Here is a 13271-nt window from a genome sequence, read left to right as displayed (position 1 = left end):
GCCATGCCCGCCAACCCCACCCTGGGCCGCCGCGCCGCGCTGCACTGGCTGGCCGCCGGCCTGGGCGCCACCGCCCTGCCGGCCCGCCTGGCCCTGGCCGCCGGCAGCGACGACGCGCTGTCGCCGCGCCTGGTGGTGCTGATGCTGCGCGGCGCGCTCGACGGCCTGGCCGCCGTGCCGGCCGTGGGCGATCCGGCCTGGGCCGCGCTGCGCGGCCAGGCCGCGGCAGCGCCGCAGCCCGGCACCGCCAACGAGGGCAGCGCTGCCGCCGCATCGCCCGCCGGCGCCGAGCCCCGCCTGCTGCCCGGCACCCTGTTCGCGCTGCACCCGGCGCTGGCCCAGCTGCACCAGTGGTGGGGCCAGGGTCAGCTGCTGATCCTGCACGCCGTGGCCAGCGCCTACCGCGAACGCTCGCACTTCGACGCCCAGCAGCTGCTGGAAAGCGGCGGCGAGCGGCCCTTTGCGCTGCAGACCGGCTGGCTGGGGCGGGCGCTGCAGGCCAGCGGCCGGCCTGCGGTGGCGCTGAGCCCGGCCATGCCGGTGGCCCTGCGCGGCGCCGAGCAGGCCAGCACCTGGACCCCCAGCCGCCGCGCCCCCGGCAGCGACGACCTGCTGGCCCGCGTGGGCCAGCTCTATGGCGACGACCGCGCGCTGGCCGATGCCTGGGCCAAGGCGCTGCAGCAGCAGGGCCTGGCCCGCGAGGCCGGCATGGCCGCAGGGGCGGGCATAGCCGGCATGGACGCAGGCCAGGCCAACGGCCTGGCGGCGCTGGCGAGGCAGGCCGGGGCGTTCTTGTCGGCCGAGCGCGGTGCGCGCGTGGCCTGGCTCGAAGCCGGCGGCTGGGACACCCACACCCAGCAGGCCGGCCGCCTGCAGCGCCAGCTGGCCGCGCTGGACGACGGCCTGGCCGCGCTGCGCAGCGCGCTGGGCCCGCACTGGGCGCGCACCAGCGTGCTGGTGATGACCGAGTTTGGCCGCACCGCGGTCTTGAACGGCAGCGGCGGCACCGATCATGGCAGCGGCGGCGTGGCCCTGCTGGCCGGCGGCGCGGTGGCTGGCGGCCGCGTGCTGACCGACTGGCCCGGCCTGGCCCCCGCCCAGTTGCTCGACCGCCGCGACCTGCGCCCCACGCAGGACATCCGTGCCGTCATCGGCGCGCTGCTGCAGCGCCAGTTCGGCCTGTCGCAGGCGCAATTGAGGGCCGGCATCCTGCCGGGCGCGCCGGTGTTCGATGATGCGCAGCTGTGGCGAGCCTGAGCCGCGTGCCGGCCGGCGCGTGCGCGCCACCATCCGCCTGACCGCCCGGCCCGCCTTCCGCCCCACCACCCGCTCCACCACCCGCTCCACCACCCGCTCCACCACCCATCCCCTGGCCCAGCCCATGCCTGCGATGCGCCTGCCCTCCATCCGCCCCCGTGGCCCGCCCTGCTGCTGGCGGCGGCGCTGCTGTGCGGCGCCGGCCTGTCGGCCCGCGCCGCCGCGCCCGAGGTGCCCGACCCCGCTGACTGGGCCGCGCTCACCCCGGCCCAGCAAGACCAGCGCCGCGCCGCGCTCAAGCGCCAGCTGCAGCAGGCCACGCCGGCCGAGCGGCAGGAGTTCCGCCGCCTGCTGCGCCAGCGCCTCGAAACCATGAGCCCGCAGCAGCGCCAGGCCCTGATGGCCCAGACCCGCGAGCGCTGGGACGCCATGAGCCCCGAGCAGCGCCAGCGCGTGGCCGACGAGCGCCGCCAGCAAATCCAGGCCATGACGCCCGAGCAGCGCCGCGAGCTGGCCCAGCAGCGCCGCGTCATGCTCGACAAGCTGAGCCCCGAAGAACGCCGCGCCCTGCGCGAAAAACTGCCGCAAGACTGAGGCCGGGCACCACGATGTTCGATCCGGCCAGTGAACTCCCCGCGCTGGATGCGCCTGCCCCCGCCGCGCCCGCTGGCCCCGCGGCGGCCGCCGGCACCGGCACCCCGCCGCGCAACCGCCTGGCACGCTGGCTGGGCCGCCTGGCGGCCGCGGCCATGCCGGTGGACGACTGGGTGCTGTGGCAGCGCGCCTGCGCCGGCGATGCGCCGGCCGCCACCGCGCTGGTGCGCCAGCTCACGCCGCAGGCCCTGGGCCTGGCCTTGCAGCTGCTGCGCGATCGCGCCGATGCCGAAGACATGGTGCAGGAGGCCTTTCTGCGCCTGTGGCGCAGCCGCCCCGACGCCCGGCTCGGCGCCACGCTGGCCACCTACTTCAACACCATCGTCATCAACCGCTGCAAGAGCCTGCTGACCCAGCGCCGCGAACTGGCCACCGAGCCCGAGGCCCTCACCACCCTGGCCGATGCCCGGCAGGCGGGGCTGGATGCCGTGGCCGATGGCAACAGCGACGGCGCCACCGCCGGGCCGGCAGCCGCGTCGCTGCAGGCTGCGCTGCGGGCCCTGCCGGCGCGCCAGCGCATGGCCCTGGCGATGTGGGCCTATGCCGATGCCAGCGTGCCCGAGATCGCGGCCGCGCTGGATCTCGACACCAATGCCGCCCACCAGCTGCTGCACCGGGCCCGGCAGGCCCTCAAACGCAGCCTGGCCCCGGAGAACCTGCGATGAGCCCCGATCCGCACCTGCCCCAGCCTGGCCCCGCGCCCACACCCACGCCGGCCCCGCGCCGGCCCCCGCGCCCACCGACGCCGCACTGCGCCACGCCTTGCAGCAGCAGCTGCAAAGCGGCGCCGCGGCGGCGGCCGACCACAGCCACGCGCTGCAGGCCCGCGTGCTGGCGCAATGGCGCCAGCACCATGCGGCCGCGCATGCGCCCGAGGCCCTGGCGCTGGGCGGCAGCCCCGGCCTGCACGGCAGCGGCGCCACCCTGCATTGGGGCGGCCGGCGCCGCCAGCCCTGGCTGCTGGCGGGCCTGCTGGCGCTGGGCCTGGCCGTGGCCCTGGCCGCCTGGTGGTGGCGGCCTGATCCGATGCTCAACGAGCTGATGCAGCCCGACCTGCTGTCGCAGATGGCGCTGGGCGAGCTGTGAGGGCGCCCCGCGCCGCCAGGGCCTGAGCCACCGCCCGCCTTCAGGCCGGCACCAGCACCACCTGCAGCGGCGCGGCCAGCGTGAGCAGGCGGTCGATGTTGGGGTGCTTGCCGGGATGGGCCCGCGCATCGGCCGTGTGCTCGGCGTACAAGCCCAGGCCCTCGGCCGCCGCGGCCGGCGTGATCGCGCCGCCATGGCGCTGCGCCAGCGCGTGGTACACGCGCACCGAGCCGGCCTGGCCGGGCTTGTTCTCGAGCGTGGCCACCACGGCGCCGCTGGCGTCGATCAGGCGCAGCGCGGCGAGGTGGCTGACGTCGGGCAGGGTGGCGAGCATGTCGGCAAAGGCCATGGGGCAGGGCAGCGTGGCAGTGGATGAGGGCCGCCACTTTAGCCGCCCGGGCCGCTGGCGGCAGGCCCTTGCCGGCCACCGCGGCGTTCAGGCCAGTTTGGTCCGCCTGCGCCTGCGGCCGGGTTTTACCGGGCATCGCGGGGCGTGCGGCGCCAGCGGTGGCGCCAATAATCGCAGCGCCACCGCAGCGCTGAATGGACCCCCAGACCGTCGTACTTCTGCTCGGGCTCAACCTGTTCACGGTGGGCCTGCTGCTGGCCCTGATCGGGCGTCGCATGGACGAGTCGCAGGGCATGCGCAGCTTTGCCATCGGCTCCATGCTGTTCGGCCTGGCCTTCCTGGTGCGCCTGGCCACCGGCCACCAGCGCACCAGCCTGCTCAGCATGCTGCCCGACACGCTGATGGTGCTGGCCACCTTGCTGTACATCACCGGCCTGCGCCAGTTTGTGGGCCAGTCGGCGCCGCGTGCGCGGGTGCGGGCACTGGGCACGGCCGTGTTCGCGGGCTTCTGGCTGCTGGCCTGGCTGGGCTGGCAAGACCTGGGCCGACACGTGGCGCTGAACACCGCGCTGGCGGTCAACTACCTCGTGCTGTCGGCCATGGCGCTGCACGGCAGCCGGCGGGTGCAGGGCGACATGCGCCTGTCGCTCACCGTGCTGTGCGCCGTGACCGGCCTGATGGGCCTGACCACCGGGGCCCGGGTGTGGGTGGCCGCCAGCGCCGGGCTGGCGCCGCTGTTCAACGGGCCGCTGGCGGGCATCTACTACGGCTACTCCACGTTTGCCAGCGTCGTGCTGGGGCCCAACCTGCTGTGGATGGTGTTTCTGCGCCTGAACGGCCGCCTGCAGCTGCTGGCCACGCACGACCCCCTGACCGGCCTGCTCAACCGCCTGGGCCTCGACGAGGCCCTGCAGCGGCACTTCGCCGCGCGGCCACCGGCCTTGCCGCTGGTGTGGTGCCAGTTCGACATCGACCACTTCAAGCGCGTCAACGACCAGCACGGCCACGCCACCGGCGACGCGGTGCTGCGCGCCGTGGCGGCCGCGCTGCAGGCCGAGGTGCGCGGCAGCGACTTTCTGGCGCGCCTGGGCGGCGAGGAGTTTCTGGTGGGCTGTGTTGGCGGTACCGATGCCGCGCTGGTGCTGGCCGAGCGCGTGCGCCAGGCCGTGGCCGCGCAGGCCCACCCCAGCCCGTCGGGCGGGCTGCTGCGCTGCACGCTGAGCGCCGGCGTGTCGCCGCCCTTTGGCGATCTGCCGTCCTGGGAGGCGGCGCTGCGCCTGGCCGACGAGGCGCTGTACCGCGCCAAGGCCGAAGGCCGCGACAGCGTGCGCGTGGCCGCGCCCCCGCTCAGGCCGGCGCCGCCTCAGCCGCCAGCTGCTCGGCACTTGGCGCCTTGAGCAGGGCGTCTTCCAGATCCCAGGGCGCGGGCTTGCGCACCTCGGCCCACATCGGGTTGTGCAGGGCCTTGTCGATCTCTTCCACCATGGTCACCATGCCTTCGTAGCCGGCAAAGGCGTGGTGGCGCTCCTGGTTGATGTCCATCCAGGGCATGCGCGCCTTCAGCGCCACAAACTGGCTGCGGCCGCCGCTGAGCATGATGTCGGCCTGGGCGTCGCGCAGCATGGCGTACATCTGGCGCGGCGTCATGTCGTCGATCATGTGGGCGTCGGCTTCCTCTGCGCTGCCGAACAGGGCCTTGAGCTTGTCCTTGTCTTCCTTGGTGCTCTTCTTCACGCTGGTGCCCACCACTTCCAGGCCGGCTTCCTGCAGTGCGCTCACCACGCTCCAGCTCTTCACGCCGCCGGTGATCAGCAGCACCTTCTTGCCGGCCAGGCGCTCGCGGTAGGCGCGGATGCGCCCCCAGGCGCGCGCCTCTTCCAGCGCGATCAGCGCCTCGGTGCGGCCCTTCAACTCGGGGTCGGCGCCGGTGGCCACCAGCAGGCGGGCGATCTCGCGCAGCGTCTCGCTCATGTCGCCGATGCCGTAGAAGCTGCCCTCGAAGTACGGGATGCCCCAGCGCTTCTCCATCTTGGTGGCGATGTTGATCATGCTCTTGCTGCAGACCATCATGTTGGCCTTGGCGCGGTGGGCGCTGGCCACCTGCTTGTAGCGGCCGTCACCGCTGATGCAGCTGAGCACGCGCACGCCCAGGGCGTCGAGCAGCGGCTTGATCTGCCACAGCTCGCCCGAGAGGTTGTACTCGCCGATGATGTTGATGTCGTAGGGCGTGGTGAACTCGGGCTCGAGGGTGCCCACCACATGGTCGAGCAGGGCCTCGGCGCCCAGCTTGTTGCCCAGGTTCTTGGGGCCGGCAAAACCCGGCGCGTTGACCGGAATCACCGGCAGGCCGAACTTCTCGGTGGCTCGTCTGCACACCGCCTCGATGTCGTCGCCGATCAGCGCGGTGACGCAGGTCTGGTACACGAAGATGGCCGGCGGATTGACCTTCTCCTTGATCTCGCGCACCGCCTTGAACAGGCGCTTCTCGCCGCCGTAGATCACGTCCATCTCGCCGATGTCGGTGGTGAAGCCGGTGCGGTAGGTGCTCTCGCCCGAGCTGGCGCTGTGGCGGTTGTCCCAGCTGTTGCCCTCGCAGGCGATCGGGCCGTGCACCAGGTGGGCCACGTCGACGATGGGCTGCAGCGCGATCTTGGCGCCGTCAAAGGCGCAGCCACCGGCCGCGGCACCGGGCGTGAGCTGCTTGGTGCAGCCCTTCTTGCGCTCTTTCTCGCTTTTGGCCTGGTTCTTGTCGCAGCCGGGTTCGTCGAAGACTTCGGCGATCTTGGCGTTCAGTGAGGCAGACATGGCGGCTCTCCAGGGGGCGGTGGATCGGCCGTGAATGCAGGTTCGGTGCCAGCGCCGGAATGGCGGGTTTGCGACATTCCGGCGCCGGCCGGGCGCGCGCTCAGCCGGCGTCAGCCGAGGTCAGGCGACCTGGGGCGGCAGCGCGGCCAGGGCCTGGGCCATGGCCGCGGCCAGCGGCGTGGTGGCGCGGCCGATCAGCGCCGAGAGCGCCCGGCCCTCGTCGAGCAGGCCGCCTTGCGCGGCGCCAGCGTCTGAATCAGCCAGCAGCGCCGCCAGTGGCGGCGGCAGGCCGGCGGCGGTGAGGGCGGCGGCGTAGTCGGCCTGCGGCAGGTTCACATAGGGCACGCTGCGGCCGGCCTGGCGGCTCAGCTCGGCGGCCAGTTCGGCCAGCGTGTAGCTGCTGTCGCCGGCCAGCTCGAAGACGGTGTTGCCCGCGGGCGGCCGGGCCAGCACGGTGGCGGCGGCCTCGGCATAGTCGAGCCGCGTGGCCGAGGCGATGCGGCCCGCGCCCGCGCTGCCGATGAACGCGCCATGCTGCAGCGCCGGGGCCAGGCTGGCGAGGTAGTTCTCGGTGTACCAGCCGTTGCGCAGCACGGTGTGCGGCAGGCCCGAGGCGCGGATCAGCGCCTCGGTATCGCGGTGCTCGGCGGCCAGACCCAGCGGCGAGCGATCGGCATGCAGCAGGCTGGTGTAGCCCAGCCAGGCCACGCCGGCGGCGCGGGCGGCGTCGATCACCGCGCGGTGCTGCGGCAGGCGCTGCCCCACCTCGCTGGACGACACCAGCAGCAGGCGCTGCACGCCCTGCAGCGCGCGGGCCAGGGTCTCGGGGCGGTTGTAGTCGGCCTCGCGCAGCTGCACGCCCAGGGCGGCCAGATCGGCGGCCTTGGCCGGCGAGCGCACGGTGGCCACGATGCTGGCCGCCGGCACGCCGCGCGCCAGAAGTTGCTGGAGGATCAGGCGGCCGAGCTGGCCGTTGGCGCCGGTGATGGCAATCATGGCGATCGGGCGCCCCGCTGGGGGGCGCAAGGGTGTTGCGGAGCCGTGATGCTGATCGCTACACTTACTTTTGGTAAGTACGTACCTGAAAGTAAGCCCATGCCACGCGCCCCTGCTGCCACCAAGCCTGCCGCCACCAAGCCTGCTGCCACCGCTGCTGGCACCCGGGCAGCCCGCCGCAGCGTCAGCCGACAGGCCGCCACCTTGCCACCCGCCCCACCCGCCGCGCACGGCGACGACGCGCCGGACGGGGACGACAGCACCACCGTCATCGGCGGCTACCGCATGGCGCGTGGCGACCTGTTTGCCGCGGCCTGCCCCTCGCGCGCGGTGCTGCAGCATGTCACCAGCCGCTGGGGCGTGCTGGTGCTGGCCACGCTGCTGGTCGAGGGCGAGCAGCGCTTCAGCGTGCTGCGCCGGCGCATCGGCGGGGTCAGCGAGAAGATGCTGTCGCAGACCCTCAAGGAGCTCGAGGGCGACGGCTTCGTGCTGCGCCTGGTGCAGCCCAGCGTGCCGCCGCAGGTGGCCTACCGGCTGTCGCCGCAGGGCCGGCGCGTGGCCGCCCTGGTGCGCGAGCTGGTCGACTGGATCGAGGCCTCGATGCCGGCCATCGAGCAGGCGCGCAGCCTGCAGCCGGCGCGCGTCGCCGCCGCGCTCAAGTGAGCCGGCCGGTCGCCGATAACGCGGTGGAGGAGCCTCCATGAGCCTTGCCCGCTACTTTCGCATTCCAGGTACCACGCGCGCCGCGCTGGCGTCGATCATCGACGGCAGCGGCACGCTCAGCGCCCGGGTGCTGCCGGTCACGCCGCTGGGCTTTGCGGCCTCGCGCTTTCTCGAGCGCATCCGCAGCCTGGTGCTGGTGGCGCGCGGCAACAGCATCGAGACCGCCATCAACGTGGCGCAGCTGAAGAAGCGGGTCGACCTGAGCGCCGCACAGGCCACCCAGCAATGCGCCGACGCCACCGCGCTCACCGAGGCGGCACGGCGCGTCACCCAGCTGTCGGACGGCATGGACCGCGACGCCTCGGTGATCAACGAGGTGGCCGCCCGCAACCTCGACAGCGCCCAGCAGTCGATGGCCGAGCTGGCCGCGGTGCGCGAGCGCATGGCGCAGATCGATGCCACGGTGGCCGACTTCAACCACACCGTGGCCGAGCTGGCCGAAGGTGCCAAGGCCATTGCCAACATCGGCCAGGTGATCCGCACCATCGCCATGCAGACCAATCTGCTGGCCCTCAATGCCGCCATCGAGGCCGCCCGCGCCGGCGAGTCGGGCCGCGGCTTTGCCGTGGTGGCCAAGGAGGTGCGCGGCCTGGCCGAGCGCGTCAACGCCGAAACCCGCGAGATCGGCGAGCGCAGCGCCAAGATGCAGGAGCTGGTGGCCACCACCGCCGCCGGCACCCAGCGCATCAGCAGCGGCGTGGCCGACACCGTGCGCGAGGTGGGCAGCACCAACGAGCGCTTCGAGGCCTTCATGGCCGACTTTCGCGGCATGGCCGGCACGGTGCGCGGCATCGTCGGCTCGATCGGCGAGCTTAGCACCGTCAACCGCGACATGAACCAGCGCATCGAGGCCGTGGCCGGCTCGGCCCAGCAGGTCAGCGCGATGATGAGCGACGCCACCGGCCGCATGGACGAGCTGCGCCAGAACTGCGAGGTGGTGCAGGGCGCGCTGGCCGAGTTCCGCACCGGGCGCACCACCTTCGACGCGCTGGTGGACGCCGCCAACGGCCTGCGCGAGCGCACCACCGCCGTGCTGGCCCGGCGCCTGGCCCAAGGCGGCGACGTGTTCGATCAGCAGTACCAGCGCATCGCCCACAGCGACCCGCCGCGCTACACCACCCGCTACGACCAGGCGGTCGAGCCCGAGCTGCAGGCCTTGTACGACGCGCTGCTGGCCTCGCTGCCCGGCTGCGTGTATGCGCTGGCCGTGGACAACCAGGGTTATGCGCCGGCGCACAACAAGGTGTTCTCCAACCCGCCCAGCGGTGACCGCGCCACCGACCTGGCCAAGTGCCGGCACAAGCGCATCTTCGACGACCCGGTGGGCACCAAGCTGGCCCGCAACCAGCAGCGCTTCCTGTTCCAGACCTACCTGCGCGACACCGGCGAGGTGATCAACGACCTGTCGATGCCGATCTTCCTCAACGGCCGGCACTGGGGTGCGGTGCGGGTGGGTTTCGACAGCGACAAGCTGAGGTAGCCGCCCCAGCCTGGGGTGGCCGGCGCGCCACGGCGCGCATCTTGCTGCGGTGGCCCATGTCTGCCACCTTGCCCGCCCCTGCCAGCGCCGCGGCGCGCCTGGTGCGGCGCTACCTGCACAGCCGCGCGTTCTGCGAGTGGGAACACTTCGACGCCTGGGCGCCGGCGCTGCTGCAGGCGGCAGCCGATGAGCGCGTGCCGCCGTTTGCGCTGCTCTCGCTGCCGGGCATCGATGCGCAGCAGCAGCGCTGGCTGGCCGGGCAGTGGATGCAGGCGCGCCTGGCGCCCAGCCGCGCCGCCCGCGCCGAGGCCGCGCGCCAGTTTGCCGGCCTGCCGCGCCCGGCGCAGCGTGGTGGCCGCATCCGCGTGGGCTATCTGTCGAACGACTTCCACCAGCACGCCACCGCGCTGCTGATGGTGGAGATGCTCGAGGCCCATGACCGCAGCGCCTTCGAGCTGCATGCGCTGAGCTACGGCGCCGACTGCGGCCGCGGCATGCGCCAGCGCCTGCAGGCCGCCACCGGCCAGTTCCACGACATCACGGCGCTCGACGACGGCGCCGCCGCGCGCCACATCCACGGCCTGGGCATCGACCTGCTGGTCGACCTGAAGGGCTACACCGCCGGCACCCGTGCCCGGCTGCTGGGCTGGCGCGCCGCGCCGGTGCAGGTGAGCTACCTGGGCTACCCGGGCACGCTGGGCAGCGACTGCTGCGACTACCTGATCAGCGACCGCTTCGTCACCCCGCCCGGCAGCGACGGCGCCTACAGCGAGGCCCTGGCCTGCCTGCCGCACAGCTACCAGCCGCATGGCCGGGCCGCCGGCGCTGCCGGGGCCGCCAGCGCCGCGGCGGGGCAGCCGCCCACGCGCGCCGCCGCCGGCCTGCCCGAGACCGGCCTGGTGCTGTGCTGCTTCAACCAGGCCTGGAAGTTCACCCCGGCGGTGTTCGACCGCTGGTGCCGGCTGCTCGAGGCCCTGCCCGGCAGCGTGCTGTGGCTGCTGCACGACGCGCAGGCCGAGGGCCAGCTGCGCGGCGAGGCGCTGCGCCGCGGCGTGATGCCGCAGCGCCTGGTGTTTGCCCCGCCGCTGCCGCAAGACCAGCACCTGGCCCGCCTGGCGCTGGCCGATCTGGTGCTGGACACGCTGCCCTACAACGCCCACACCACGGCCAGCGACGCGCTGTGGATGGGCGTGCCGCTGGTCACCTGCGCCGGCAACACCTTTGCCGGCCGCGTGGCCGGCAGCCTGCTGCGCGCTGCCGGCCTGCCCGAGCTGGTGACCCACGACCTCGACGCCTACGAGCAGCTGGCGCTGGCGCTCGGCCGCGACGCGCCACGCCTGGCGCAGCTGCGCCGCCGGCTGGCCGGACTGCGGGCCGCCGCGCCCTTGTTCGACGTGGCGCGCTACACCCGCGACCTGGAGGCGCTGTACACCACCATGTGGCAGCGCCACTGCCGCGGCCAGGCGCCGGTGGCCATCGGCGCCCTGGCTTGACGCCGGACGCCAACGGCACCGTCGGTTGATGCCGGCCTCCATCGGCACCCTTGTTTGACGCCGGACGCGCACGCACCTTGCTAGGCAGCGAACATGCAAGCGTCTCCCGACATGGCCGCCACCAGCCCCGCCAGCCCCGCCACCGCCACCACCTCCGCCACCCAGCAGGACTGGCTGGACACCGATGACCTGCTGCGCTGGCGCCAGTGCCCGCGCCGCTACTGGTGGCAGCGCGAGGCCCTGGCCGCCGGCAGCGCGGTGGCGGCCGATGCGCTCTCGGCCGACGATGGATCAAGCCATGCGCTGCGGCCCGACGACGGCCCGGTGGGCGCCGCGGTGGGCCAGGCCCTGCGCGCCAGCCACCCGATGGGCGTGGAGATCGTGGCCCCGGCCGGCCCGCACGACGCGCCCGGCTGGGCGCTGGCCGTGCGCGCCACCGCCGCCGCGCTGGATGCCGGCGTGCTGGACGCCGAGGGCGGCGCCATCGTCGGCGCCTGCCTGGCCAGCGACGATGGCGTGCGGGTGCGTGCCGACCTGCTGGCGCCGGGCGAGCGCGGCCTGCGCGTGCTGCGCCTGCGCCATGCCACCGCCGGCAACGAGGCCGATGTGGACGCCGCCGCGCTGTGGGCCCATGTTGCCGCGCGCAGCGGCCTGCGCCTGCAGGGCGTGGCGCTGCGCCTGGTGGACACCGACTTCGTCTACCCCGGCCATGGCCTGTATGCCGGCCTGTACCGCGACAGCGATCTGAGCCCGATGCTCGGCAGCCGCCCGGTGCCCGCCTGGCTGGTGGCCATGCGCCAGTGCGCGCGCGGCGGCCTGCCCGCCGCCACGCCCGGCGCCCATTGCGGCGGCGCCGCGCCCTGCCCGTGGCGCCCGCGCTGCGACGCCGCCCCGCCCGAGCCCGAAGCCACCGCGCCCGACGCGCTGGCGGTGCTGGGCCGCGACCACGCGCAGCGCCTGCGCGCGGCAGGCTTTGCGCGGCTGGGCGAGCTGTCGGCCGCGCAGGCGGCGGCGCAGCTCGGCGAGCCGCGCCTGCAGCACATCTGGCAGGCCGTGACCCAGGGCGCACCGGTGATCGCGCCAGCGCTTGGCGCCCAGCTGCGCGCCATGCCCTGGCCGCGGCGCTGGCTGCGCATCGACACGCTGGGCTATGCCGTGCCGGTGTGGGCCGGCACGCGGCCCTACCAGGCGCTGCCCTTCCAGTGGACGCTGGCCGACGAATCCGGGCCCGGCACGCTGCTGTGGCATGCCTACCTGGCCGGCGCCGGCGCCGGCACCGACCCGCGCCGCGCCTGGGCCGAATCGCTGCTGGCCGCGGCCGCGCCGGTGCCCTTCGAGGCCGGCCCGGTGTTCGCCTACAACGCCGGCTACGAGCGCAACCGCCTGGCCGAGCTGGCCACGCTGTTCGACGACCTGGCGCCGGCCCTGCTGGCGCTGCAGGCGCGGCTGGTCGACCTGTACCCGCTGATGCGCGCCCATGTCTACCACCCCGAGATGCGCGGCGCCTGGTCGTTTCGCGCCGTGGCCCGGGCCTTCGTGCCCGAACTGGGCGGCCACCGCTTTGGCGCCGACAGCCCGCTGCCGCCGCTGGCCGCATCACCTGCCGAGGCCATGGCGCGGGCACTGCACCCGGGCACGTCGGCGCCGGTGCGCGAGGCCCTGCGCGGTGCGCTGCTGGCGCATGGCCGGCGGCAGGTGCAGGTGCTGATGGCGCTGACCCGGCGCTTCGAGCAGGCGGCGCCCTGAATCCCCGCCGCCTCGAGCGGCCCGCGGCCGGGCCGGCCCAGGCCCGACAATCCCGGCTGCCGCCACAAGCCTGTGGCCCAACGCCGGCCGGAGACCGCGACTGATGAAAACCTACGACATCGAAGTGCAGCGCCTGAAGGCCCTGCGCCACGACAAGGGCGTGTTCGAGATCAAGCTCGATGCCCTGGTGCTGCCGCGCCCGCCGCGCGCCGACGACGACGACCCCAGCCCCGGCACCTGGCTGCGCCTGCCGGTGGAGCAGGCGCGTGCGCTGCAGTCGCTGCTCAAGCAGCAGATCACCGAGCTGGACAAGCTCAACCCGCGCAGCCGCCGCTCGGGCCGCTGCTGAGGCGCCGCCGCCTCAGCCTGCGGCCAGGCGGGCGCCAGGGCGCCGCGGCCTCAGCCTCTCAGGAGTCCGACAGCGCCTCGGTCGCGATCAGCTGCTCGCGCAGTGCCCAGCGCGCCTTCCAGCCCAGGCCCTGCCAGGCCGGCTCGGCATCGTTCTCGTAGGCCAGGATGGCGCCCATCTCGTCGTGCCACAGGCGCATCTCGCAGTCGGGCACGCCACCGGCCGCGTCCACCTTGCGCTGGAAGTCCTCGGCGTCGAAGGCGAACCAGGCGCGCGGATCGGCGCCTTCGGGCAGTTCCAGCACGTAGATCATCTCAGGCCTTTCGCCAACTC

The 13271-nt window shown here is 74.1% G+C and carries 14 protein-coding genes; 10 read left to right on the top strand and 4 right to left on the bottom strand.

Annotated elements, in window-relative coordinates:
• Window positions 1-3 precede the first annotated feature (3 nt).
• From N4G63_RS26675 to N4G63_RS26660, 4 genes are all read left to right on the top strand, one after another.
• On the top strand, window positions 4-1257 hold the full coding sequence (locus N4G63_RS26675) for a DUF1501 domain-containing protein (RefSeq protein ID WP_314600751.1): 1254 nt from the start codon (window positions 4-6) through the stop codon (window positions 1255-1257).
• A 231-nt stretch (window positions 1258-1488) separates the two neighbouring features.
• Complete coding sequence (locus tag N4G63_RS26670; protein ID WP_314600750.1) at window positions 1489-1851, top strand: DUF3106 domain-containing protein; 363 nt, start codon at window positions 1489-1491, stop codon at window positions 1849-1851.
• Window positions 1852-1865: 14 nt separating this feature from the next.
• Complete coding sequence (locus tag N4G63_RS26665; protein WP_314600749.1) at window positions 1866-2576, top strand: RNA polymerase sigma factor; 711 nt, start codon at window positions 1866-1868, stop codon at window positions 2574-2576.
• A 97-nt stretch (window positions 2577-2673) separates the two neighbouring features.
• The gene (locus N4G63_RS26660; RefSeq protein ID WP_314600748.1) at window positions 2674-2997 is read left to right on the top strand and encodes a hypothetical protein; all 324 of its coding nucleotides are present in this window, start codon (window positions 2674-2676) and stop codon (window positions 2995-2997) included.
• A gap of 40 nt (window positions 2998-3037) precedes the next feature.
• On the opposite strand, the gene N4G63_RS26655 is transcribed toward N4G63_RS26660, so the two are convergent.
• Window positions 3038-3346: a DUF2322 family protein gene (locus N4G63_RS26655; protein WP_314600747.1), complete on the bottom strand. Its 309-nt coding sequence runs from the start codon at window positions 3344-3346 to the stop codon at window positions 3038-3040.
• Window positions 3347-3540: 194 nt separating this feature from the next.
• On the opposite strand from N4G63_RS26655, the gene N4G63_RS26650 reads away from it, so the two are divergent.
• Window positions 3541-4743 (top strand): GGDEF domain-containing protein, encoded by a 1203-nt coding sequence (locus tag N4G63_RS26650; protein WP_314600746.1) that lies wholly within the window; start codon window positions 3541-3543, stop codon window positions 4741-4743.
• Here N4G63_RS26650 and nifE read toward each other — a convergent pair.
• Complete coding sequence (gene nifE / locus N4G63_RS26645) at window positions 4694-6151, bottom strand: nitrogenase iron-molybdenum cofactor biosynthesis protein NifE (RefSeq protein WP_314600745.1); 1458 nt, start codon at window positions 6149-6151, stop codon at window positions 4694-4696. The genes N4G63_RS26650 and nifE overlap by 50 nt on opposite strands.
• Before the next feature lie 120 nt (window positions 6152-6271).
• Complete coding sequence (locus N4G63_RS26640) at window positions 6272-7147, bottom strand: SDR family oxidoreductase (protein WP_314600744.1); 876 nt, start codon at window positions 7145-7147, stop codon at window positions 6272-6274.
• A gap of 285 nt (window positions 7148-7432) precedes the next feature.
• Between N4G63_RS26640 and N4G63_RS26635 the strand changes: the two genes are divergently transcribed.
• The 5 genes from N4G63_RS26635 to N4G63_RS26615 all read left to right on the top strand — a co-directional run bounded on the left by N4G63_RS26635 (window position 7433) and on the right by N4G63_RS26615 (window position 12938).
• Window positions 7433-7810 carry a winged helix-turn-helix transcriptional regulator gene (locus N4G63_RS26635; protein ID WP_314600799.1) on the top strand — a complete coding sequence of 126 codons (378 nt, stop codon included), beginning with the start codon at window positions 7433-7435 and terminating at the stop codon, window positions 7808-7810.
• Window positions 7811-7847: 37 nt separating this feature from the next.
• Complete coding sequence (locus N4G63_RS26630; protein WP_314600743.1) at window positions 7848-9350, top strand: methyl-accepting chemotaxis protein; 1503 nt, start codon at window positions 7848-7850, stop codon at window positions 9348-9350.
• A gap of 56 nt (window positions 9351-9406) precedes the next feature.
• Complete coding sequence (locus N4G63_RS26625) at window positions 9407-10843, top strand: O-linked N-acetylglucosamine transferase, SPINDLY family protein (protein ID WP_314600742.1); 1437 nt, start codon at window positions 9407-9409, stop codon at window positions 10841-10843.
• 93 nt (window positions 10844-10936) lie between these two features.
• The gene (locus tag N4G63_RS26620) at window positions 10937-12589 is read left to right on the top strand and encodes a DUF2779 domain-containing protein (protein WP_314600741.1); all 1653 of its coding nucleotides are present in this window, start codon (window positions 10937-10939) and stop codon (window positions 12587-12589) included.
• A 103-nt stretch (window positions 12590-12692) separates the two neighbouring features.
• Window positions 12693-12938, top strand: a complete 246-nt coding sequence (locus N4G63_RS26615) for a hypothetical protein (protein ID WP_314600740.1) — start codon at window positions 12693-12695, stop codon at window positions 12936-12938.
• Between the two features lie 58 nt (window positions 12939-12996).
• Here the strand turns inward: N4G63_RS26615 and N4G63_RS26610 are convergent, their stop codons facing one another.
• Window positions 12997-13251: a hypothetical protein gene (locus N4G63_RS26610; protein WP_314600739.1), complete on the bottom strand. Its 255-nt coding sequence runs from the start codon at window positions 13249-13251 to the stop codon at window positions 12997-12999.
• Window positions 13252-13271: the final 20 nt, after the last annotated feature.

It is taken from the genome of Aquabacterium sp. OR-4, from assembly GCF_025290835.2.
Taxonomy (GTDB): domain Bacteria; phylum Pseudomonadota; class Gammaproteobacteria; order Burkholderiales; family Burkholderiaceae_C; genus Pseudaquabacterium.
Note: the sequence above shows the minus strand (reverse complement) of the source record. Positions and strands in the feature narration are given on the sequence as shown.

What these genes read in the sequence shown, in the direction of transcription:
- N4G63_RS26675 (WP_314600751.1), top strand. Translation starts at nt 4, where the DNA reads ATGCCCGCCAACCCCACCCTGGGCCGCCGCGCCGCGCTGCACTGGCTG.
- N4G63_RS26665 (WP_314600749.1), top strand. Translation starts at nt 1,866, where the DNA reads ATGTTCGATCCGGCCAGTGAACTCCCCGCGCTGGATGCGCCTGCCCCC.
- N4G63_RS26655 (WP_314600747.1), bottom strand. Translation starts at nt 3,346, where the DNA reads ATGGCCTTTGCCGACATGCTCGCCACCCTGCCCGACGTCAGCCACCTC.
- N4G63_RS26650 (WP_314600746.1), top strand. Translation starts at nt 3,541, where the DNA reads ATGGACCCCCAGACCGTCGTACTTCTGCTCGGGCTCAACCTGTTCACG.
- nifE (WP_314600745.1), bottom strand. Translation starts at nt 6,151, where the DNA reads ATGTCTGCCTCACTGAACGCCAAGATCGCCGAAGTCTTCGACGAACCC.
- N4G63_RS26640 (WP_314600744.1), bottom strand. Translation starts at nt 7,147, where the DNA reads ATGATTGCCATCACCGGCGCCAACGGCCAGCTCGGCCGCCTGATCCTC.
- N4G63_RS26635 (WP_314600799.1), top strand. Translation starts at nt 7,433, where the DNA reads ATGGCGCGTGGCGACCTGTTTGCCGCGGCCTGCCCCTCGCGCGCGGTG.
- N4G63_RS26630 (WP_314600743.1), top strand. Translation starts at nt 7,848, where the DNA reads ATGAGCCTTGCCCGCTACTTTCGCATTCCAGGTACCACGCGCGCCGCG.
- N4G63_RS26625 (WP_314600742.1), top strand. Translation starts at nt 9,407, where the DNA reads ATGTCTGCCACCTTGCCCGCCCCTGCCAGCGCCGCGGCGCGCCTGGTG.
- N4G63_RS26620 (WP_314600741.1), top strand. Translation starts at nt 10,937, where the DNA reads ATGCAAGCGTCTCCCGACATGGCCGCCACCAGCCCCGCCAGCCCCGCC.
- N4G63_RS26615 (WP_314600740.1), top strand. Translation starts at nt 12,693, where the DNA reads ATGAAAACCTACGACATCGAAGTGCAGCGCCTGAAGGCCCTGCGCCAC.
- N4G63_RS26610 (WP_314600739.1), bottom strand. Translation starts at nt 13,251, where the DNA reads ATGATCTACGTGCTGGAACTGCCCGAAGGCGCCGATCCGCGCGCCTGG.